Source organism: Rugamonas brunnea (assembly GCF_014042345.1).
Taxonomy (GTDB): Bacteria; Pseudomonadota; Gammaproteobacteria; order Burkholderiales; family Burkholderiaceae_D; genus Rugamonas; species Rugamonas brunnea.
On sequence record NZ_JACEZT010000025.1, the window covers coordinates 1 to 21,542 of the forward strand.

At 66.6% G+C, this 21,542-nt stretch carries 18 protein-coding genes; 10 read left to right on the plus strand and 8 right to left on the minus strand.

What is annotated here, in order from left to right; all coding sequences use genetic code 11:
- Positions 1-290 precede the first annotated feature (290 nt).
- The 3 genes from H3H37_RS23820 to H3H37_RS23830 form a co-directional block, all read right to left on the minus strand.
- Positions 291-539: a hypothetical protein gene (locus H3H37_RS23820; protein ID WP_182167212.1), complete on the minus strand. Its 249-nt coding sequence runs from the start codon at positions 537-539 to the stop codon at positions 291-293.
- Positions 540-838: 299 nt separating this feature from the next.
- Positions 839-1,315 (minus strand): DUF7931 domain-containing protein, encoded by a 477-nt coding sequence (locus H3H37_RS23825; protein WP_182167214.1) that lies wholly within the window; start codon positions 1,313-1,315, stop codon positions 839-841.
- Positions 1,316-1,339: 24 nt separating this feature from the next.
- Positions 1,340-2,461: a cupin domain-containing protein gene (locus H3H37_RS23830; RefSeq protein ID WP_182167216.1), complete on the minus strand. Its 1,122-nt coding sequence runs from the start codon at positions 2,459-2,461 to the stop codon at positions 1,340-1,342.
- 113 nt (positions 2,462-2,574) lie between these two features.
- Between H3H37_RS23830 and H3H37_RS23835 the strand changes: the two genes are divergently transcribed.
- Complete coding sequence (locus H3H37_RS23835) at positions 2,575-3,114, plus strand: FKBP-type peptidyl-prolyl cis-trans isomerase (RefSeq protein ID WP_182167218.1); 540 nt, start codon at positions 2,575-2,577, stop codon at positions 3,112-3,114.
- Positions 3,115-3,167: 53 nt separating this feature from the next.
- On the opposite strand, the gene H3H37_RS23840 is transcribed toward H3H37_RS23835, so the two are convergent.
- The 5 genes from H3H37_RS23840 to H3H37_RS23860 all read right to left on the minus strand — a co-directional run bounded on the left by H3H37_RS23840 (position 3,168) and on the right by H3H37_RS23860 (position 10,195).
- On the minus strand, positions 3,168-4,148 hold the full coding sequence (locus H3H37_RS23840) for a hypothetical protein (RefSeq protein ID WP_182167220.1): 981 nt from the start codon (positions 4,146-4,148) through the stop codon (positions 3,168-3,170).
- Positions 4,149-4,192: 44 nt separating this feature from the next.
- Positions 4,193-6,874 carry a DNA mismatch repair protein MutS gene (mutS, locus tag H3H37_RS23845; RefSeq protein WP_182167222.1) on the minus strand — a complete coding sequence of 894 codons (2,682 nt, stop codon included), beginning with the start codon at positions 6,872-6,874 and terminating at the stop codon, positions 4,193-4,195.
- A 234-nt stretch (positions 6,875-7,108) separates the two neighbouring features.
- Positions 7,109-7,816, minus strand: a complete 708-nt coding sequence (locus H3H37_RS23850) for a DUF4386 domain-containing protein (RefSeq protein ID WP_182167223.1) — start codon at positions 7,814-7,816, stop codon at positions 7,109-7,111.
- 180 nt (positions 7,817-7,996) lie between these two features.
- Positions 7,997-9,205 carry an MFS transporter gene (locus tag H3H37_RS23855; RefSeq protein ID WP_182167224.1) on the minus strand — a complete coding sequence of 403 codons (1,209 nt, stop codon included), beginning with the start codon at positions 9,203-9,205 and terminating at the stop codon, positions 7,997-7,999.
- A 108-nt stretch (positions 9,206-9,313) separates the two neighbouring features.
- The gene (locus H3H37_RS23860) at positions 9,314-10,195 is read right to left on the minus strand and encodes a LysR substrate-binding domain-containing protein (protein ID WP_182167225.1); all 882 of its coding nucleotides are present in this window, start codon (positions 10,193-10,195) and stop codon (positions 9,314-9,316) included.
- Positions 10,196-10,322: 127 nt separating this feature from the next.
- Between H3H37_RS23860 and speB the strand changes: the two genes are divergently transcribed.
- The 9 genes from speB (at position 10,323) to H3H37_RS23905 (ending at position 21,533) form a co-directional block, all read left to right on the plus strand.
- Entirely contained in the window at positions 10,323-11,288 is a 966-nt protein-coding gene (speB, locus tag H3H37_RS23865) for an agmatinase (protein WP_182167226.1), read from the plus strand.
- A gap of 191 nt (positions 11,289-11,479) precedes the next feature.
- Positions 11,480-12,673, plus strand: a complete 1,194-nt coding sequence (locus H3H37_RS23870) for a fumarylacetoacetate hydrolase family protein (RefSeq protein WP_182167227.1) — start codon at positions 11,480-11,482, stop codon at positions 12,671-12,673.
- 89 nt (positions 12,674-12,762) lie between these two features.
- On the plus strand, positions 12,763-13,530 hold the full coding sequence (gene xylB, locus H3H37_RS23875) for a D-xylose 1-dehydrogenase (protein ID WP_182167228.1): 768 nt from the start codon (positions 12,763-12,765) through the stop codon (positions 13,528-13,530).
- Between the two features lie 33 nt (positions 13,531-13,563).
- Positions 13,564-15,378 carry an IlvD/Edd family dehydratase gene (locus H3H37_RS23880; protein ID WP_182167280.1) on the plus strand — a complete coding sequence of 605 codons (1,815 nt, stop codon included), beginning with the start codon at positions 13,564-13,566 and terminating at the stop codon, positions 15,376-15,378.
- 129 nt (positions 15,379-15,507) lie between these two features.
- Positions 15,508-16,494 (plus strand): D-xylose ABC transporter substrate-binding protein, encoded by a 987-nt coding sequence (xylF, locus tag H3H37_RS23885; RefSeq protein ID WP_375540030.1) that lies wholly within the window; start codon positions 15,508-15,510, stop codon positions 16,492-16,494.
- Between the two features lie 76 nt (positions 16,495-16,570).
- Positions 16,571-18,124: a D-xylose ABC transporter ATP-binding protein gene (xylG, locus tag H3H37_RS23890; RefSeq protein WP_182167232.1), complete on the plus strand. Its 1,554-nt coding sequence runs from the start codon at positions 16,571-16,573 to the stop codon at positions 18,122-18,124.
- On the plus strand, positions 18,121-19,263 hold the full coding sequence (locus H3H37_RS23895; protein WP_182167234.1) for a sugar ABC transporter permease: 1,143 nt from the start codon (positions 18,121-18,123) through the stop codon (positions 19,261-19,263). Before xylG ends, H3H37_RS23895 begins: the two co-directional genes overlap by 4 nt.
- A gap of 32 nt (positions 19,264-19,295) precedes the next feature.
- Complete coding sequence (locus H3H37_RS23900; protein ID WP_182167282.1) at positions 19,296-20,513, plus strand: XylR family transcriptional regulator; 1,218 nt, start codon at positions 19,296-19,298, stop codon at positions 20,511-20,513.
- A 9-nt stretch (positions 20,514-20,522) separates the two neighbouring features.
- Complete coding sequence (locus tag H3H37_RS23905; RefSeq protein WP_182167236.1) at positions 20,523-21,533, plus strand: aldose epimerase family protein; 1,011 nt, start codon at positions 20,523-20,525, stop codon at positions 21,531-21,533.
- Positions 21,534-21,542 lie beyond the last annotated feature (9 nt).

Consider the following 21,542-nt stretch of genomic DNA (forward strand, 5'->3'; position numbering starts at 1 on the left):
CCGACAGGCGCGACTCTCATCGTGGCGCGGAGTACATCTCCAATTAGACGCCGGATAGATTTAAGCGAGCCTTCTTACAGCATACAAAAAATCAGCTTGCAAAAAAGAGGGTGACCATAGATTTTTTTTGCGCCGCATGCCTTGATTATGAAACTGGCTGAACTATATTGAAGGCATGACGTGTGGCAACGCCTATTGTAGGGGCGTAAAAAAACCGGCCCAATGGCCGGTCTCTTGAAGTTCAGGCGTAAAAAAGCCGGCCCGTAGACCGGCTTCTTTACACAAGCTGATTACTTCGAAGCAGCGGAAGCAGCCGAAGCAGCCGAAGCGGCAGGAGCAGCAGCGGCGTCCGAAGCGGCAGGAGCAGCAGCGGCAGGAGCAGCAGCGTCCGAAGCGGCAGGAGCAGCAGCGGCAGGAGCAGCAGGAGCAGCGGCTTCAGGAGCGGCTACTGGAGCAGGAGCGGCAGGAGCTTCTTCTTTTTTCGAGCAAGCAGCCAGAGCAACAGCCAGCAGGGAGACGATCAGCAGGGATTTTTTCATGGGGTTTTCCTTAATTAATTCAAAATTAAAAACAACATTGTTGCGATGAATAATTACCGGTAATTATCGCTCATTAGGTCGTCTTCGAAGGCTTTTCGTACCATAGAGGTGCCTGCCAGACAACGGAAACTTCCTAACCGAATATTATAGCGATTTTTGGTGCGTCGCAATAGCGCAATCAATCGTTTTTTATAACTATTTTGCGATATCGCAACATTTCGTTTCAAACCCCGTGGAACGGAATTGTCACCCTATCACCGGTATCCAAACGCGCACCCCGCATTTTACCTTGATCTGGCTCATAAGCCAGTCGTACTTGCATGTAAACCGGGTGAAGATTCCTGCCAGATGGCAATAAAGCGTTCCGTGCAGACTTGCGTGTCGGGCGGCGAGCCGAACACGGCCTCGCCGCGCAGGTGGTCGGCGTGGAAGCGGCGCACCTGGTCCTGGCCGTCGCCGATGCAGAACGAATCGGTCAGCTGGCGCAGGTTCTTGTGGGTGAGCCGGCATTCGATGGCGTGGCCATAGTCCTTGAGCAAACGCAGGAAGCGGGGCGCGTCGCGCTCCAGGCGGGCATTGCTGTGGGCGACCAGTTGCAGCGTGCCGCCGCCGCTGAGAAACGGGCGCAGGATGGCGTCCGTGGCGCTGCTGCCCAGTTGCCAGAGCGCGAAGTCGGGGTCGAACATGCGCAGCTGGAGCCGGGCCCGGGACAGGCACAGCTGCAGCAGCTGCTCGAATTCCAGACGGGTCGAAAACGCGCGCGTTTGCTTGTCCACGGAGCCTCCTGAGTGACGGGCCAATCAGCCCAGTTCGATCCAGCCGTCCTGGTACCAGGTGTAGAGCGCATCCATCACGTCGTCCGACGCGCTGGCGATGGCCGCGCCGTCCAGCGCGCGCTGGTTGGCCAGCGCTTCCAGCGTGACCTTGTCGGCGCGGCCGATGGCGAACGATTCGCCGTTGATGAACACGTGCTTGCCACGGTACAGCATCTGCGTCTTGCGCGACAGGACCAGCCCTTTCTTGGCGGCTGCCTCGGCGAACTTGCCCACCGTGAGCGGCTTGGTCGGCCCCGTGAAGAACACATTGTGCTTGGGCTCGGACAGGTGCTCTCCCAGGAAGATGGTGACGTCGTCCTCGGTGAAGCGCACCTTGTTCAGTTCGTCGGCGATGGTGGCCAGCATGTCGCGCGGGATCTCGGCCGGCTTGCTGGTCGCTTCCAGTTCCGGGTCGGCGTAGCGGCCGGGCAGGTCGATCGAATCGGCCATGAACTGCAGGAACGCTTCGCCCAGCTCCTGGTAGGACGGCGAACGGAAACCGATGGAATAGGTCTGGCAGTCGCCGATGGCCACGCCGTCGTGCGCGTAGTGCGGCGGCAGGTACAGCATGTCGCCCGGCTCCAGCACGTATTCCTCGTTGGGTTTGAACTTGGACAGGATCTTGAGCGGCAGCCCTTCGATCAGGCCCAGGTCCTTCTGCGGGCCGATGCGCCAGCGGCGCTGGCCTTGCGCTTGCAGCAGGAACACGTCGTACGAGTCGAAATGGGGACCGACGCCGCCGCCGTCCGTGGCGAAGCTGATCATCAGGTCGTCCAGGCGCGCGTCGGGCAAGAAGCGGAACTGGCGCAGCAGCGCGTCGGCCTTGGCGTCGTGCAGGTTGACGCCCTGTACCAGCAGGGTCCATTCCTTCTGAGTGCGCGGCGGCAGGTGTTCGAGCGGGCCGTGCTGCAGGTTCCAGTGGCCGCCGGTGGAGGTCACCAGGCGCGATTCCACGTGGTCCTTGGTGGCCATCGCTTGCAGCGCGTCCAGGCTCACCAGCGGCTTGAAGCCGGGAATGGCCTGACGGATCAGCAGGGGTTTCTTGTGCCAGTATTCGCTGAGGAACTGGGCGGGCGTGATGTTGCCGAGGAGAGGTAATTTTTTCATGCCCCATTATAACAATCGGGCCCGGCCGGCGGCGGCTTCGCGATGCGGCTTTTCCGGCGGCGCGTGAGGCCAGGCTGTATAATCTGCCTGCTCACTACAGAAAGGATACAACAATGAAGATTGCCAAGAACATGGTCGTGACTGTGAACTACAAACTGTCCGACGCGCAGGACAATCTGATCGAAGACGGCCGCGAGCCCATGGTTTACCTGCACGGCGGCTACGAGAACACCCTGCCAAAGATCGAGGAAGAACTGGACGGCAAGGAAGTGGGCTATTCGTCCATCATCCAGATCGAGCCGGAAGATGCGTTCGGCGATTACGATCCGGCCCTGGTCAAGGTGGAAGACCGCAGCCGCCTGCCCGAGCCGCTGGAAGTGGGCATGCAGTTCGAAGGCATGCCGGACGGCGCCGACGAGGAAGCCATGATCTTCACCGTGACCGACATCGCGGAAGACAAGGTGGTATTGGACGGTAACCATCCGCTGGCCGGCATGGCGCTGCGCTTCTCGCTGAGCGTAGCCGAAGTGCGCCACGCCACCGAGGAAGAGATCGCCCACGAACACGTGCACGGCGCCCACGGCCATCACCATGGCGACGACGGTGACGAAGGCGAAGAAGGCGATCACGTCGCCATCCACCCGATCCACTAAGGCAGTACGCCGCAGCCGCATCGGCCGCCAAGCGCGGCCATGCGGGCATGCGTTTATTGCGCCGCCGCGTCCGCGTTGCCGCCCTTGACGACAAACAGGGTGGCGGCGCCGGGCGCCACGCGCACCTCGGCCCAGTCGGCGGCCAGGCTCAGATGTCCCACCTTGCCGTGCCAGTTGATGGCCGGTTCACTGCCCGTCCCCTGGGCGTCCACCAGCAGCACCGTTCCTTTGTATTGCTCCGCCAGGTTGCGGATTTGCCGCCGCGGCTCGGCGTAGCCATCCTGTTTGGGCAGGAAGCCCGATAGCAGCGAGAAGCCGCGTTCCGCCTGCAGGCCGACGTCGCCGTCCGAGAACAGTACCAGGCCATCGAGCTTGCGGTGCTCGGCCAACGCGAACAGCCGGTGCAGCCAGGCGCGGTTGGCCACCAGCCGGTCCTCGTACTCGCTGTTGCGGCCGGCCTCGGGGCGGAAGTGGTTGTTCTTGGCGGGCAGGTTGATGGTGGCGAACAGCACGTTGCCAACCTCCCAGTGCGCATTCTCCGCGTAGCTGCGGAACTTGGCCGTGCCGGATTGGCGCGTGAGCGTCAGGCGCCGTCCGCCCAGCGACTGGCTGTCGGTGAACAGCAATTCGCGCAGCCGGTTCAGGCGTTCGATGGCGTTCGAGCGGCCCGCTGAATTGAGGCACTCGGTCCAGTCGCTGCCGGCCAGCGACACGATCAGCGGCACTTCCACCTCGTTGAACAGTTGGCGGCGCTGGCCATACAGCTTGTCGCTGCACGGTTCCGCGCCGGCCTTGACGCCGGTGGCCACGATGAACGCGGGACTGGCGGCGCCCGCGTCGGCAAGGGCGCGCCGCAGCGCCGACTCGTCGCCGACGCTGTCAACACCACCGCCGCTGTCGCGCCAGACGTGGCCGATCACGCTGAACTGGAATGGTGCGTTGCGCGAGCCGGGCGCCGGACTGGCGGCGGATGCCGGCGTTGCGCGTCCACCAGCCCATGCGCCTGGTGCGGCGCAGGCCAAAGTCAGCGCCACCAGCGCTGCCAACGGGCGACGGAGTGGCGAGCCGGCGTGCGACATCATGCCAGGGCCGGTTGCGCCAGGCGTTTGATCTCGTACAGGCGCTCCAGCGCTTCGCGCGGCGACAGCGCGTCCGGGTCCAGCGCGTCGAGCGCATCCAGCAGGGTCTGGACGGCCGGGTTCTCTGCTGCCGGTGCCGGCGTCACCACCTCGTCGTCCGCGTCTACCACCGGGGCGGCGAACAGGTCCAGCTGCGGCGTGGCGTCCAAAGCCTGCGCCTCCAGCCGCGCCAGGTGCTTGCGGGCGGCCCGGATCACGGGCTGCGGCACGCCGGCCAGCTGCGCCACCTGTAAGCCGTAGCTCTGCGAGGCCGGGCCGTCCTGCACGGCGTGCAGGAACACGATGCTGTCCTTGTGTTCCACCGCCGACAGGTGGACGTTGGCCGCAGTCGGATGGCTCTCCGGCAGCTGGGTCAGTTCGAAGTAGTGGGTGGCGAACAGCGAGAAGCTGCGGCTGGTGTCGATCAGGTGGCGCGCGATGGCCCAGGCCAGCGCCAGGCCGTCGAAGGTGGAGGTGCCGCGGCCCACTTCATCCATCAGCACCAGCGAGTGTTCGGTGGCGCCGTTCAGGATGGCGGCCGCCTCGGTCATCTCCACCATGAACGTGGAACGGCCGCCGGCCAGATCGTCGGTGGCGCCGATGCGGGTGAAGATGCGGTCGATCGGGCCGATCACGGCGCTGGTGGCCGGCACGTAGCTGCCCACGTAGGCCAGCAGCGTGATCAGCGCCACCTGGCGCATGAAGGTCGACTTACCGCCCATGTTGGGGCCCGTGATCAGCAGCAGCCGGCGTTCGTTGACGAAGCGACAGTCGTTGGCGATGAAGCGCTCGATCTGGTTTTCCACCACCGGATGGCGGCCTTCGGCGATGTTGATGCATGGCTCGGCCACCAGTTGCGGCGCGCACCAGTTGTGGCGCAGCGCGTGCTGGGTGAGGGCGGTCAGCGCGTCGAGCCGCGCCAGCGCCTGCGAGATGGTTTGCAGCGTACCGATGTGCGGCGCCAGGTCGGCCAGCAACTGGTCGTACAGCAGCTTCTCGCGCGCCAGCGCGCGGTCCTGCGCCGATAGCGCCTTGTCTTCGAAGGCCTTCAGTTCCGGCGTGATGTAGCGCTCGGCGTTCTTCAGCGTCTGGCGGCGGCGGTAATCGTCCGGCACCTTGGTGGTCTGGCCGTGCGTGACTTCGATGTAGAAGCCGTGCACCTTGTTGTATTCGACGCGCAGGTTGGCGATGCCGGTGCGGGCCCGCTCGCGCGTTTCCAGGTCGACCAGGAACTGGCCCGCGTTCTCTGACAGCGCACGCAGCTCGTCGAGTTCCGCGTCGAAGCCGCGTGCGAACACGCCGCCGTCGCGCACCATGGCCGCCGGTTCCGGCGCCACGGCGCGCACCAGCAGGTCCAGGCACTCGGACGGCGTGGACAGGGCCGCGCAGGTTTGCGCCAGCAGGCTGTCTTCGCCGCCGGTCAGGCTGCGCTGCATGCCGTGGCGCAGGGCCGGCAGCTGCTGCAGGCCGTCGCGCAGGCTGGCCAGGTCGCGCGGGCGGGCCGACAGCAGCGCGATGCGGGTGGTGATGCGTTCGATGTCGGGCACCTGCGCCAGCGTGGCCGACAGCGCGCCCGTCACGTCACTGGCAGCCAGAGCGCCGATTGCCTCGTGGCGCGCGCGCGCCACCGTTTGCGCGCGCTGCGCGTGGTGCAGCCAGTAGCGCAGCAGGCGCGAGCCCATGGCCGTGCGGCAGTGGTCGAGCAGCGAGAACAGGGTGGGCGATTCCTGGCCACGGATGGTCTCCGTCAGTTCCAGGTTGCGGCGGGTGGCCGCGTCCAGGCCGATGAATTCGTTCTCCGTTTCCGTGGTCAGGCTGCGCACGTGCTGCAGGCCGCGACCCTGGGTCGACTGGGCATAGCGCAGCAGCGCGCCGGCCGCGCCGAACGCGGCGCCCAGGCCGTCGGCGCCAAAGCCGGTCAGCGTGGCCACGCCCAGCTGGTCCAGCAGCGCCTTGTGGCCGCTAACCACGTCGAAGTGCCAGTCGGGGACGCGGTTCACGTGGCAGATCGTAGTTTCCTCGAACAGGTCCGCGTTATCGCCGCGCAGGATCTCGGCCGGCGCGATGCGCTCCAGCTCCTGCAACATGCGGGTGTTGACGGTGTGGCTGTCGCCCGAGAACTCCATTAGTTTGAGCGCGCCGCTGGCCAGCGACAGCCAGGCCAGGCCGGCCGTGACCACCTTGCGCTGGCTGATCAGGCACATGGCCAGCAGCGGGCGTTCGGCCTTTTCGGGCAGCAGGTCCGCATCCGTCAGCGTGCCGGGCGTGACCACCCGCACCACCTTGCGTTCGACCGGGCCCTTGCTGGTGGCCGGATCGCCGATCTGTTCGCAGATGGCGCACGACTCGCCGATCTTGACCAGCTTGGCCAGGTAGCCCTCCAGCGAATGGAACGGCACGCCGCACATCTTGATCGGTTGGCCGCCCTGCGAACCGCGCGCCGTCAGCGTGATGCCCAGCAGGCGCGCCGCCTTCTCGGCGTCCTCGTGGAACAGCTCGTAGAAGTCGCCCATGCGGTAGAACACCAACATCGTCGGATGCTCGGCCTTGATGCGTAAATATTGCTGCATCATTGGCGTGACTTTTTCGGTGGGGCTATTCTTGACGGCGGCGGCGTTGATTTCGTTGGGAACGGTGGTCATTGGTTCTTTTTCGGCGGTGCGATGAGTCTGGTTTTGCGCGAGCGCGATGGGCCCGCGCGCTTAACCCGCCATTTTACCGCTTTCAGGTGGGGATGACGCTCAATGGTAGGTCTGAAGCCGCTGAATCTTGCAGTTTCGCAATGCAAGAATTTTCCTCTGAATTCATTCGAACACCACCAATACAGCGGTTCAAAACCGAGCGGGTGCCTTGGTCGAGAGCTTCACCTGCTTTCCTCAAGCCGCCCGGGCGCCATGCACGGCCACCAGCCGGGGCTGCGCTCCCTTGATCAGTATCCACAGCATGAACGCGATCTCGCCCAGCTGGAAGGGGAAGGCGATGTTGGCCACCGTGTCGTTATATTGCGGCAGCAGCAAACCGGTGAAGCTGAGCGCCAGGTAGGCGACGCCGTTGACGGTCAGCCAGATGGCCACGAAGCGGGGCACGAAGCCGCTGCGGTGGGCGAGCAGCGCCAGCGGGAACAGCCACAGACCCCAGAAGATTTCCGAGGCATTGGTCATCAGGCCGTGCATGCGCTGGAACAGCATGGCCAGTCCGTCGCGCTGGGCCGTGTCGAAGCCGGACAGGAAATCGGCGCCATGCGCCAGCACCAGCGTGGCCATGTCGTTCAGGGCGTTGAAGAAATACAGCGGCGTGTCCATGAAGCCCAGCATGAGCATCAGCAAGGCGAGGTGGCGGTCGGTATCTTTGAACAGGCGGTACAGGGTGTAGGTCAGCAGCAGGCTGACGACGGCCGTCACCAGGTCGCCCACCAGGCCCAGGCGGAACAGCATGTCATGGGCGGCGATGTTGTGGATGGTCGCCGCCGCGTCGCCGTCGACGAACAGCTTGCCGGGGATGTAGATCAGGCGGAAAGGGGCGATCAGGATCAACAACAAGTAGACCAGGCCGGCGATACGGGCGTTCTTGTTCTTCGTATTCATGCGCATTCTCCAGTTGCGGTGGGGTGACCTGGATGGCGCTTCGTTGATGGCCGCCATCCATGTGTTCGTGCGTTCATATCACGTGTAAAGAATATCTGACACGTGATAGATATGCAACTGGAATTTGATGTTAATTCAATAAAATTTCAAATCGGGGGAAAAGGCGCACCGCAGCGCCGTTCAACGCCCGTGCGCGCGAAAACTGCGCCAGATGGCCAGGTCATAGGCGATCTTCAGTACGCCGCAGGCCACCAGCGGCGCGGCCAGCAGGCCGGCCGCGAACAAGGCGCCGCCGATGCTAGGCGCGGCGGCCGAGGCGAGGCTCTTGGGCACCAGCGTGAAGCTGGCCGCCGCCGCCCGCTCTTCCGGCGTGACGACCGCCATCACGAAGGCGCTGCGCGCTGGCACATCCATCTGCGACAGCAGCGACCGCACGATCAGCAGTCCCAGCGTGACACCGAGGCCGGGCGTAAAAGCGGCCGCGATCAGGCATACGCTGGCGGGAATGTGGGTAAAGACCATGGTGTTGAGCAGCCCGATGCGCCGGGCCAGCAGCGGCGCGGCCAGTTGCGACGCGGCCGAGCACAGGCCGGACCAGAAGAAGAACTGTCCCGCCGCCGCCAGCGACAGGTCGAAACGCCGGAACAACCAGTACGCCAGCAGCGCGTTGACCACCAATCCCCCGGCGAATGAGTCGACCGAGAAAAGCGCGGCCAGGCGCATCACGATGGCGCGCGATGGGCCCAGCGGCGCGGGCGGCTTGCGCGCCTCGTCATGCGGCCTGGGTAGCTTGCGATACAGCAGCCACACCATGCAACCGATCAGGCCATAGAGCACGAACATGCAGCGCAGCGCCGCCAATGGGGACAGCCCGCTCCACGTGGCGATATGGGCCGGCAGGGCGGCCGCCAGCGCACCAAACGCGGACAGCAGGGAACCCAGCAAGCTGTATCGGGCGAACAGCGCCGTACGTTGCTCACCGTCGGCCGCCTCCGCGATGCGTGCGTGTTCCAGCGGCAGGAACAGGCTGACGTCGCCTGCGCTGGGATTGAGCGTGCCGACAAAGGCCACCAGCAGCAGTGGCCAGAACGTGGAACTGGCGGCGAAGGCAAAGCCTGTGGCGGACATCAGCACGGCTGCGCCCAGCAGCAGGCGGCCGTGGTGGACGCGGTGCCCCCACGCGCCAATGGCCAGCGTGGCGAGGGCCGAACCGAGCAGGGTGGCGGTGGCGACCAGGCCCACCGTCCACGTGTCCAGTCCCAGCGCGATCAGGTAGGCAGGCAGCAGCACGGCGACGTAGCCGTCGGCGAACGCGCGCAGCGCCCGGCCTTGCAGCAGTGGCAGGGCGGCGGCGCTGGCGCCGGTGGGCAGCAGCAGGCGCGTGATCATCAACGCCCCTGCCTGCAGGCGGCGGTGTTCATGCGGGTATGGGGATCGGTTGCGGTCGACATCCTTCACCTTCAAAAATCGGTGGGCGGGTTCTGCCTGGTGGGGAAATTATGCGGCAACGGCGCCCACCTCGCACAGCCAGTCGAACGCCAGTTGCACGGCCGGCGTGCGCGGCGTGAGTGTGGAGCGGGTCAGCCACAGGCGCGGCAGCGCCACCGTGGGCACCTGGGGCAGCGCGTGCACCAGGCCGCGCCGCAGCGCGCCTTCCGCATGCAGGCGCGAGACCATGGCGATGCCCAGCTCCTCCTGCGCCGCGTCCAGCCGCAGCCGCGCCGCGTCGATGGTGATGGCGCGCGTGGTCGCCACGCCTTGCGCGGCCAGCCACGGCGCCCATTCTGGATAGTGCTCGTCGATGATCAGCGGCGCCGCCGCCAGCACGTCGGGGAAGGGCAGCGGCAGCAGCCGCGCCGCGCTCCCGGCGCCGCACACGGCCAGCGCGTGGTCGTCCAGCAGCGGCACGGAACGCATTTGTTCGCCGCCCAGTTCCTGGGTGGAGATGATCAGGTCAACGTCGATGCGGTCGATTTCGCGCAGCTCGTCCTCGGTGATCAGCCACACTTCCATGCGCGGGTAGCGCGCGCGCAGTTGGGACAGGCGCGGCATCAGCCAGCCGGCCGCGAAGTCGGCGCTGCAGGCCAGCAGCACGGAATCGGGATTGCGATACGGCTCGATGCGTTCGCGCCCGTCGCGCAAGGTGTTGAGCGCGCTGGCCACGGTCTGGCTGAACAGTTCGCCCGCCGACGTGAGCTTCACGCCCCGTCCCAGCCGGCTGAACAGGGCCTGCCCCACCCATTGCTCCAAGTGCTGGATCTGGTGGCTGATGGCGGACTGGGTCAGCGCCAGTTCCTGCGCCGCCTTGGTGAAACTGCCCAGGCGGGCGGTGGCGTCAAAGGCCAGCAGGCTTTGCAGCGGGGGCAGGCGTTTTTCCATGAGCTATGAAAATAACTAATGAGTTGAACGATATCGTTCATTTTACACGGCGTTGCATCCCTTGCAGAATGGATGTCAGAGCAACACCGCATCACCATCCATGTCAACCATTCATATCAGGAATCTCATGAGCGCAGAAATCAAGGGCGACGGCGCGATCCGCCGCCAGTCGCTGTACGGCAGCAATCCGGAAAACACTTACGCGGGCGTGCTCAGTTTCATGCGCCGCAACTATACGCGCGAGCTCGCCGGGGTGGACGTGGCCATTTCCGGCATCCCGCTCGACCTGTCCACCACCTTCCGTCCCGGCGCGCGCCTGGGGCCGGCCGCCGTGCGCGCCGCCAGCGTGCAGCTGGCCGAGCTGATGCCGTTCCCGTGGGGCTTCGATCCGTTCGAGGACCTGGCCGTGATCGATTACGGCGATTGCTGGTTCGACGCGCACAATCCGCTGACCATCGCTCCCACCATCGTCGACCATGCCCGCACCATCCTGGCCAGCGGCGCGAAGATGCTGACCTTCGGCGGCGACCACTTCATCACCTATCCGCTGCTCAAGGCCCATGCGGAAAAGTACGGCAAGCCGCTGTCGCTGATCCACTTCGACGCCCACTGCGACACCTGGGCCGATGACAATCCCGATTCACTCAACCATGGCACCATGTTCTACAAGGCCGTCAAGGAAGGGCTGGTCGATCCGGCCACCTCGGTGCAGGTGGGCATCCGCACCTGGAACGAGGACTTCATGGGCTTCAACGTGATCGACGCGCCGTGGGTGCATGCCAACGGCACGGCCGCCACCATGGAGCGCATCCTGTCCATCGTCGGCGCGCGCCCGGCCTATCTGACGTTCGATATCGATTGCCTCGATCCGGCCTACGCGCCCGGCACGGGCACGCCGGTGCCGGGCGGCCTGACGTCGGCCCAGGCGCTGGCGCTGGTGCGCGCCATGGGGCCGCTCAACCTGGTGGGCATGGACGTGGTGGAAGTGGCGCCGCCGTTCGACCACAGCGAGATCACGGCATTGGCCGCCGCGCATCTGGCGGCGGACATGCTGTGCGTGCTGCGCAATCAGAAAGTGGCACGGGCGGGGTAAGTTCATGACGTGGCGGCGGGTGCAGGCCGGCGGTCTGGCGGCCGACGCCGGCGCGGCCCGCATGCCGCAATAATCATGACCGGGCTTGGTGAATTTCATAATTGCGGCACCCCCACCCGGCGGGCACAATCGTTCCGACTCTGCGCATACAGCGCGGCTCCTTCAGCCCTTACCCGCCTACCGGAACGACGATGAAAAGACTCTCTGCCGCCGCTTTGCTTCCCACCGATGCGCATCACGCCGTCCTTGTTGGACGGGTCTGGCGCGGCGGTACGGTGCAGGGCCCGAGCGTGGTCGCGGTGCGCGGCGGCGAGGTGTTCGACATCACGGCTGCGGCGCCCACCATGTCCGACCTGCTCGACAGCCCGGACCCGCTGGCGCTGGCCCGCGACGCGGCCGGCGAGTCGCTGGGCCCGGTGCTGGCGCTGCTCGACGACGCCCTGGCGGGACAGGCCGAAGCCGGCGCGCCGCGCCTGCTGGCGCCTTGCGATCTGCAGGCGATCAAGGCGTGCGGCGTGACCTTCGCCGTCAGCCTGCTCGAACGCGTCATCGAGGAACAGGCCGGCGGCGACGCGGCCCGCGCCGCCGCGCTGCGCGCCGCCCTGCAGCAGTCCCTGGGCGCCGACCTGTCGGCGCTGCGGCCCGGCTCGGACGCTGCGCTGCAATTGAAGCGCGAGCTGCAGCGGCGCGGCGCCTGGTCCCAATACATGGAAGTGGGCATCGGCGTCGATGCCGAAGTGTTCACCAAGTCGCAGCCCATGTCCGCAGTCGGCTGCGGCGCCGACGTCGGCTTGCATCCCGATTCGCAGTGGAACAACCCGGAGCCGGAGATCGTGCTGGCCGTGAGCAGCGCCGGCCGCGTGCTGGGCGCCACGCTGGGCAACGACGTCAACCTGCGCGACATCGAGGGCCGCAGCGCGCTGTTGCTCGGCAAGGCCAAGGACAACAACGGTTCCTGCGCGATCGGCCCCTTTATCCGCCTGTTCGACGACCGTTTCACGCTCGATTCCATCCGCGCCGCGGAAGTGCGGCTGGTGATTGAAGGCGCCGACGATGATTTCCGTCTGGAGGGCGCCAGCTACATGCGCGAGATCAGCCGCGACCCGCTCGAGCTGGTGGGACAGGTGCTGGGGCGCCACCATCAATATCCCGATGGCTTCATGCTCTTCCTCGGCACCATGTTCTCGCCGATCCAGGACCGCGATGCCAGCGGCGCCGGTTTCACCCACCATCTTGGCGACCGGGTCACCATCGCCACCGCCACGCTGGGCGCGCTGGTCAACCACGTGCAGCGCAGCGACGCCATCGTGCCATGGACCGATGGCGTGCGCGCGCTGTACGCCAGCCTGGCCCGGCGCGGCCTGACCTGTCCCGACGCGGCCTGACGCCTTTCGCGCGCCCGTAGCCGCGCGCACATGGGGCGGCGCGCAGGCCGCCGCAACCTTCAGTACATTACCCGCAACGAAAGAGAGCAATGATCTACGCTAGTTATCCCAGCCTGGCGCGCAAGCGCGTCGTCATCACCGGTGGCGGCACCGGCATCGGTGCCGCCATCGTCGAAGCCTTCGCCGCGCAGGGTGCCGAGGTGATCTTCCTCGACATCGCCGACGCGCCCTCGCGCGCGCTGGCCGCGCGCCTGTCCGAATCTGCCTGCGCGCCGCGCTTCATGCCATGCAACCTGATGGACCTCGACCAGCTGGCCGCCACCTTCGCCACCATCGAGCGCGACATCGGACCCATCGATGTGTTGATTAACAACGCCGCCAACGACGACCGTCACGAGGTCGCCGACGTCACCCCCGCCTACTGGGACGAGCGCATGGCCGTCAACCTGCGCCACCAGTTCTTTTGCGCGCAGGCCGTGGCGCCGGGCATGCGGCGGGCCGGCGGCGGCGCGATCCTGAACCTGGGCTCCATCTCCTGGCATTTGGCGCAGGCGCGGCTGGCGCTGTACATGACGGCCAAGGCCGGTATCGAGGGCCTGACCTGTGGCCTGGCGCGCGACCTGGGTGCGGACAATGTGCGCGTCAACTGCATCATTCCCGGCGCCGTGCGCACGCCACGCCAGGTCGCGTTGTGGCACACGCCGGAAGCGGAGCAATTGATCCTGGCCGGCCAGTGCCTGAAGCAGCGCGTGGAACCGGAGGACGTGGCGGCGCTGGCGCTGTTCCTCGCCTCGGACAACGCCGCCCGCTGCACCGGCCGCAATTACTTCGTCGACGCCGGCTGGTACGGTGCGTAAGGAACGGCGATGAAGCAGGATCACAACCACACCATGCCGGCCGGCCAGGACAGCGATCGGGCCACGGGCGCCGGCCAGCCGGCGCCGCGGCGCTACCGCTCGCAGGACTGGTTCGACAATCCCGAACACATCGACCTGACCGCGCTGTACCTGGAACGGTTCATGAACTACGGCGTGACGGCGGCGGAACTGCGCTCGGGCCGCCCCGTGATCGGCATCGCCCAGAGTGGCAGCGACCTCAGTCCCTGCAACCGCATCCACCTGGAGCTGGCCAAGCGGGTGCGCGACGGCATCCGCGACGCAGGCGGCATCCCCATGGAATTCCCGCTTCACCCGATCTTCGAGAACTGCCGCCGTCCGACGGCGGCGCTGGACCGCAACCTGGCCTATCTGGGCCTGGTCGAGATCCTGCATGGCTATCCGATCGACGCGGTGGTGCTCACCACCGGCTGCGACAAGACCACGCCGGCCCAGTTGATGGCCGCCGCCACGGTCGACATTCCCGCCATCGTGCTGTCGGGCGGCCCCATGCTCGACGGCTGGCTGGATGGTGAACTGGTCGGCTCCGGCGCCGCGATCTGGAAGGGCCGGCGCCAGATGGCGGCCGGCGAGATCGACGGCGAGAAGTTCCTCGACATCGCGGCCGCCTCGGCGCCGTCGGCCGGCCACTGCAACACCATGGGCACGGCCTCCACCATGAACGCGCTGGCCGAGGCGCTGGGCATGTCGTTGACCGGCTGCGCCGCGATCCCCGCGCCCTACCGCGAACGGGGCCAGATCGCCTATGAGACGGGGCGGCGCATCGTCGAGATGGCGCGCAGCGACCTGCGGCCGTCCACCATCCTGACCCGCGACGCCTTCCTCGACGCCATCGTCGTCAACGCCGCCATCGGCGGCTCCACCAACGCGCAGCCGCACCTGATGGCGATGGCCCGCCACGCCGGCGTCACGCTGGAATCGGCCGACTGGATGGAATACGGCTACGACGTGCCGCTGCTGCTGAACATGCAGCCGGCCGGCAAATACCTGGGCGAGCGTTTCCACCGCGCTGGTGGCGTGCCGGCCGTGATGTGGGAACTGCTGCAGGCCGGGCGCCTGCGCGCCGCACGGCCCACCGTCACCGGCAGAACCATGGCAGACAACCTGGCCGGCCGCGAAAGCGGCGACCGCGAGATGGTGCGTCCCTATGCGGCGCCATTGCAGGAGCGGGCCGGCTTCCTGACGCTGCGCGGCAACCTGTTCGATTTCGCGATCATGAAGACCAGCGTCATCTCCGACCAGTTCCGGGCCCGCTATCTGAGCACGCCGGGCAGCGAGGGGGTGTTCGAGGCGCGCGCCGTGGTGTTCGAGGGCTCGGCCGACTACCACGCCCGCATCAACGACCCGGCGCTCGCCATCGATGAGCACTGCATCCTCGTGATGCGCGGCGCCGGCCCGCTGGGATGGCCCGGTTCCGCCGAGGTGGTCAACATGCAGCCGCCGGACGCGCTGGTCCGGCGCGGGGTGATGAACCTGCCCACGCTGGGCGACGGCCGCCAGTCGGGCACCTCGGACAGCCCTTCGATCCTGAACGCCTCTCCTGAAAGTGCCGCCGGCGGTGGACTGGCCTGGCTGCGCAGCGGCGACATGATCCGGGTCGACCTGAACCGGGGCCGCTGCGACATGCTGGTCGACGACGCTGAACTGGCGCGCCGCCGCAGCGAGCCGGCGCCGCCGGTGCCGCCCAGCCAGACGCCGTGGCAGCAGATCTACCGCGCCACGGTAGGCCAGCTGGAGAACGGCGCCTGCCTTGAACTGGCCTTGCAGTACCGGGCCGTGGGACAGCACCTGCCGCGCCACAACCACTGACCATCACCATAGACGCGCCGCATCCGTATTCACATTCGCATCCGCTTTATCTGCAGTACCCCGCAGCACCCGTAGTCAATAAAAACCTCCAGGAGACTAGCAATGAAAAAGATGTTCAGCACCGTCATCATGTCCGCCATGACCGCCCTGATGGTCTGCGCCAGCGGCGGCGCCAGCGCCGACGCCAACCATCCCAAGATCGGATTTTCGATCGACGATCTGCGTGTCGAGCGCTGGACGCGCGACCGCGATTTCTTCATCGCCTCGGCCGAGAAGCTGGGCGCCAAGGTGTACGTGCAATCGGCCGACGCCAGCGAGCAGCGCCAGATCGCGCAGATCGAGAACCTGATCTCGCGCGGCGTGGACGTGCTGGTGATCGTGCCATTCAACGCCACGGTGCTCAACAACACGGTCAAGGAGGCGAAGAAGGCCGGCATCAAGGTGCTGTCGTACGACCGCCTGATCCTGAACGCCGACATCGACGCCTACATCTCGTTCGACAATGAGAAGGTCGGCGAAATGCAGGCCGAGGGCGTGACCAAGGTACAGCCCAAGGGCAACTACTACCTGCTGGGTGGATCGCCGACCGACAACAACGCCAAGATGCTGCGCGAAGGCCAGATGAAGGTGCTGAAGCCCTACATCGACAAGGGCGACATCAAGATCGTCGGCCAGCAATGGGTGAAGGACTGGAGCGCCACCGAGGCCTTGTCCATCGTCGAGAATGCGCTGACCGCTAACAACAACAAGATCGACGCCATCGTCGCCTCCAACGACGGCACCGCCGGCGGCGCGATCCAGGCGCTGGCCGCCCAGAAGCTGAGCGGCAAGGTGCCCGTGTCGGGCCAGGACGCGGATCTGGCGGCCGTCAAACGCGTCATCGCCGGCACCCAGGCCATGACGGTCTACAAGCCGCTGAAGACCATCGCGTCGGAAGCGGCCAAGCTGGCCGTGCAACTGGCGCGCAGCGAAAAGCCGGGCTACAACGCGAGCTACGACAATGGCCTGAAGCAGGTCAGCACCGTGCTGCTCAAACCGACCCCGCTGACCAAGGCCAACATCAACCTGCTGGTGGATGACGGCTTCTACACCAAGGCTCAGATCAGCGCGCAATAAGCGTTCCCGGCGCGGGCGCGGCCGGCGGCAAGCCGTCCGCCGCGGCCCCGCGTCCACTTATTCTGCGAGAGTCAGCATGTCCGATTATTTGCTCGAAATGAAGGGCATCGTCAAGCAATTTGGCGGCGTCCGCGCGCTCAACGGGATCGACATCAAGGTCAAGCCCGGCGAGTGCATCGGCTTGTGCGGCGAGAACGGCGCCGGCAAGTCGACCCTGATGAAAGTGCTGTCCGGCGTCTACCCGCACGGCAGCTGGGACGGCGAGATCCTGTGGCGCGGCCAGCCGCTGCGCGCGCAGTCGATCCGCGACACCGAGGCGGCCGGCATCGTCATCATCCACCAGGAACTGATGCTGGTGCCGCAGTTGTCGGTGGCCGAGAACATCTTCATGGGCCGCGAACTGACGCTGCCGGGCGGCCGCATGGATTATCCGGCCATGTACCGCCGCGCCGACGAACTGCTGCGCGAATTGAAGATCCCCGATATGAACGTGGCGCTGCCGGTGATGCAGTACGGCGGCGGCCACCAGCAACTGGTGGAGATCGCCAAGGCGCTCAACAAGGACGCCAGACTGCTGATCCTGGACGAGCCATCGTCGTCGCTCACCGCGTCCGAGATCGCCGTGCTGCTGGAACTGATCGCCGCGCTCAAGGCCAAAGGCGTGACCTGTATCTACATCTCGCACAAGCTCGACGAGGTGGCGGCCATCTGCGACACCATCGTCGTCATCCGCGATGGCCAGCACATCGCCACCACGCCGATGCGCGACATGAACGTCGAACGCATCATCGCCCAGATGGTCGGGCGCGAGATGAGCCAGATGTATCCGCCCGCGCGCCACACGCCGGGCGAATTGCTGTTCGAGGCGCGCCACGTGACCTGCTACGACGTGGACAATCCGCGCCGCAAGCGTGTGGACGACGTGTCGTTTTCGCTGCGCCGTGGCGAGATCCTCGGCGTGGCAGGGTTGGTGGGCGCCGGCCGCACCGAGCTGGTGTCGGCGCTGTTCGGCGCCTATCCAGGGCGCTGCGAGGCGCAGGTGTGGCTGGACGGCCAGCAGATCGACACCAGCACGCCGATGAAGGCGATTCGCGCCGGCCTGGCGCTGGTGCCGGAGGACCGCAAGCAGCACGGCATCGTGGCCGATCTCGACGTCGGCCAGAACATCACGCTGGCGGTGCTGGGGCGCTTCGCCCGCGCCACCCGGATCGACGCCAACGCCGAGGGCGGCGTGGTGCGCGAGCAGATCACGCAACTGGCGCTGAAGACGGCCAGTCCGGCGCTGCCGATCACCAGCCTGTCGGGCGGCAACCAGCAAAAGGCCGTGCTGTCCAAGATGCTGCTGACGCGGCCCCGGGTGCTGATTCTCGACGAACCCACGCGCGGCGTCGACGTGGGCGCCAAGTACGAAATCTACAAGCTGATGCTGGAACTGGCGGCGCAGGGGGTGGCCATCATCATGGTGTCGTCCGAGCTGGCTGAGGTGCTGGGCGTGTCGGACCGGGTGCTGGTGATGGGAGAGGGCCGCCTGCGGGGCGACTTCGTCAACCAGGGCTTGACGCAGGAAATGGTGCTGGCCGCCGCGCTGGACCAGGCGGCCGGCAACGACGAAACGGAAACGAAGGCATGAAAAACTACAACGTCAAACAATTGTTCAGCCAGTACAAGATGCTGGCGCTGGGGATCGCCGTCGCCGTGATCTGGGCCTTTTTCTACACCAAGACGGAGGGCGGCTTCGTCTCGCCGCGCAACCTGTCCAACCTGCTGCGGCAGATGTCGGTCACCGGCATCCTGGCCTGCGGCATGGTGTTGGTGATCATCGCCGGCGAGATCGACCTGTCGGTGGGCTCGTTGCTGGGGCTGCTGGGCGGCGTGGCCGCCGTGCTCGACGTGGGCCAGCACCTGCCGCTGGCTTTGAACCTGGCGCTGGTGCTGGCCTGCGGCTTGCTGGTGGGCCTGTTCAATGGCTACCTGACGGCCTACCGGGGCATCCCGTCCTTCATCGTCGGCCTGGGCGGCATGCTGACCTACCGTGGCGTGCTGCTGGGCGTGACGGGCGGCATCACGGTGGCGCCCGTCTCGAATGGCCTGGTGCAACTGGGCCAGGCCTATCTGCCGGCATCGGCCGGCGTGTTGCTGGGCTGGGCCTTGTTCGCGCTGGCCGCCGTGCTGGCCTGGCGCCGGCGCGCCGGCCGCGCCCTGCACGGATTGGCGCAGGCGCCGCTGTGGCGCGACGCGGCCTCGGTGCTGCTGACGGGCGTGCTGCTGCTGGCCTTCATCCGCACCCTGAACGGTTATGAGGGCATTCCGCTGCCGGTGCTGTTGCTGCTGGCGCTGCTGGGCGGCTTCACCTACATGACCACGCAGACCGTGTTCGGCCGCCGCATCTACGCCGTCGGCAGCAATATGGAGGCGACCCGCCTGTCGGGCATCGACGTGCGCGCCGTCAAGCTGTGGATCTTCGGCATCATGGGACTGATGTGCGCGCTGGCCGGGCTGATCAACACCGGCCGGCTGGCCGCCGGGTCGCCGTCGGCCGGCACGTTCAGCGAGCTGGACGCCATCGCCGCTTGCTTCATCGGCGGCACCTCGATGCGCGGTGGCGCCGGCACCGTCTATGGCGCCCTGATCGGCGCCCTGGTCATGGCCAGCCTCGACAACGGCATGTCGATGCTGGACGTCGATACGTACTGGCAGATGATCGTCAAAGGCAGTATTCTCACGATCGCGGTGTGGGTCGACGTCAGCACGCGGACGGCCCGCCGCTGACCCGCCGCCAGGCCGCCACCGGGAGAGACGCCATGAAGATGCCCACCTCGCACACGATCGCGCTGCTGTTTAATGGCAACAAGATCTATGACCGCGAGATCATCGCCGGCATCGCCGCCTACCTGAACAGCACGCGCGTGTCGTGGGACTTGTACCTGGAGGAGGATTTCCGCTGTCGCCTGCCCGGCATCGAACGCTGGCGCGGCGACGGCATCATCGCCGACTTCGACGACCCGGCCGTGTGCGCGGCGCTCGAACGCACGGCGCTGCCCGTGGTGGCGGTGGGCGGCTCCTACCAGGACCCGGCCGACTATCCGGCGCGGGTGCCCTATGTGGCGACCGATAACTACAAACTGATCAAGCTGGCCTACGAGCACCTGATCGAGGCGGGCCTGAGCCGCTTCGCCTGCTTCAGCCTGCCCGAGGCGGCCGTCAACCGCTGGGCCCAGCAGCGTGAGCAGGCGTATTGCGCGCTGATGCGGCGCGACCGCCTCGAGCCGCTCGTGTACCGCGGCGTGAGTACCAGCGCGCCGTCGTGGGACGAGGCGGTCGAGGGCCAGATCGCGTGGCTGCACAGCCTGCCCAAGCCGATTGGCATCATCGCCGTCAGCGACGCGCGGGCGCGCCAGTTGATGCAGGCCTGCATGCGGGCTGGCATCGCCGTGCCCGAGCAGGTGGCCGTGATCGGCATCGACAACGACCCGATGGCGCGCATGCTGTCGCGTATCCCGCTCAGTTCGGTGATCCAGGGCACCCACGAGATGGGCCGCACGGCCGCCCACCTGCTGCACCAGATGCTGAACGGCGCGCGGCTGGACGGCACCCGCATCCTGGTGCCACCGGCCGGCCTCAACGTGCTGGCCTCCAGCAACCACCAGCCCTGCCACCACCCGCACGTGATGCAGGCGCGCCACTTCATCCGGCAGTACGCCTGCCAGGGCATCAAGACCGGGCAGGTGGCCGATTACGTGGGCGTGTCGCGCTCCTCGCTGGAGTCGCATTTTCGCCAGGAGCTGGGACGCAGCGTGCACGACGAGATCCTGCGCTTCAAGCTCGACGCGGCCAAGGCCATGCTGGGGCGCGAAGGGGCCAATATCGCCGACATCGCCGTCGGCTGCGGTTTCACCACAGTGCAATATCTGCACGCCGTGTTCAAGCGCGAACTCGGTTGCACGCCGCGCGAATATCAAGAGCGCCAGGAGCGCGCCGCCGCTGCGCCCGTCCCCAGTCCCCTGATTCCCACCGCCTGAAGAGCGCCCATGACGATCCCTCCCGACCTGTACACCCTGCGCAACGCGGCCGGCATGCGTGTGACCATCAGCGCGCTGGGCGGCACCCTGCGCAGCTGGCATGCGCCGGACCGCTACGGCAGGCTGGCCGATGTATTGCTGGGCTTCCCGGATGAGCACGGATACGTAGCCAACAAGCCGTATTTCGGCGCGCTGCTGGGGCGCTGCGCCAACCGCATCGCCGGCGCCGCCTTCACGCTCGACGGCAAGCGTTACCAGCTTGAGCGCAACGACGGCGCCCACCATTTGCACGGCGGCCACGTGGGGCTGCACCTGGTCCATTGGCAGGCCGAACCGGACGATGGCGGCCTGCTGCTGCGCCACCTGTCGCCGGACGGCGCGGGCGGCTATCCGGGCAACCTCGACCTGCAGGTGCGCTACCGTCTCGATGACGACGGCAGCCTGTCCATCGCCTACACGGCCAGCACGGACGCGCCGACGCCGGTCAGCCTGAGTTCGCACGGCTATTTCAACTTAAATGGCGGCGTGGCGGGCATCGGCGACCATTTGCTGCGCATCGCCGCCGACCACTATCTGCCGGTCGATCAGGAACTGATACCGCTGGGCCAGCCGGCGCCGGTGGCCGGCAGCGCCTTCGACTTCCGCCACGCGGCGCCCATCGGTGCGCGGCTGGACTGGCCGGAGCCGCAACTGGCGCCATACCACGGCTTCGACCATTGCTATTGCCTGGGCCCGGCCGGCGCGCTGCGCGAGGTGGCTTGGGTGGTGGACCCTGCGTCGGGCCGCGAATTAACGGTCAGCACCACCGAGGCGGGGCTGCAGTTCTACAGCGGCAATTTCCTTGCCGGGGTGCCGGGCAAGGCGGGGCGGCCCTACCGCATCCACGACGGCTTCTGCCTGGAGGCCCAGGCCTATCCGAACCAGATCAACGGCCCGGCCATGGCGGCCGTGGTGCTGCGGCCGGGGCAGTTGTACCGCCAGACGACGGTGTACCGGATCGGCGTGCAGGCGGGAGGCTGAACACGCGAA